Annotated in this window: 1 protein-coding gene; it reads right to left on the bottom strand. The window is 71.2% G+C overall.

Annotated elements, in window-relative coordinates:
- Window positions 1-281, bottom strand: a 281-nt coding sequence (locus tag LMU33_RS41080; RefSeq protein WP_228627247.1) for a hypothetical protein, incomplete at both ends; no start/stop codon positions are given.

Here is a 281-nt window from a genome sequence, read left to right as displayed (position 1 = left end):
TCCGCCATGCTCCTGCCCGTAGGTGGCGAGCAGCGCCTGCGCCTCGATCGGGTCACCCAGCGTCGTACCCGTACCGTGCGCCTCCACCGCGTCCACATCGGCGGCGGACAGCCCGGCACTCGCCAGCGCCTGCCGGATCACCCGCTGCTGCGACGGACCGTTCGGCGCCGTCAGACCATTGCTCGCACCATCCTGGTTCACCGCCGAGCCACGGACCACCGCCAGCACCGGGTGACCGTTCTTCCGGGCATCCGACAGCCGCTCCACCAGCAGCATGCCCA

It is taken from the genome of Streptomyces barringtoniae (assembly GCF_020819595.1).
Classification (GTDB): Bacteria; Actinomycetota; Actinomycetes; order Streptomycetales; family Streptomycetaceae; genus Streptomyces; species Streptomyces barringtoniae.
The sequence above is the reverse complement of the archived record's forward strand: the minus strand, read 5'-3'. Positions and strand labels throughout refer to the sequence as shown.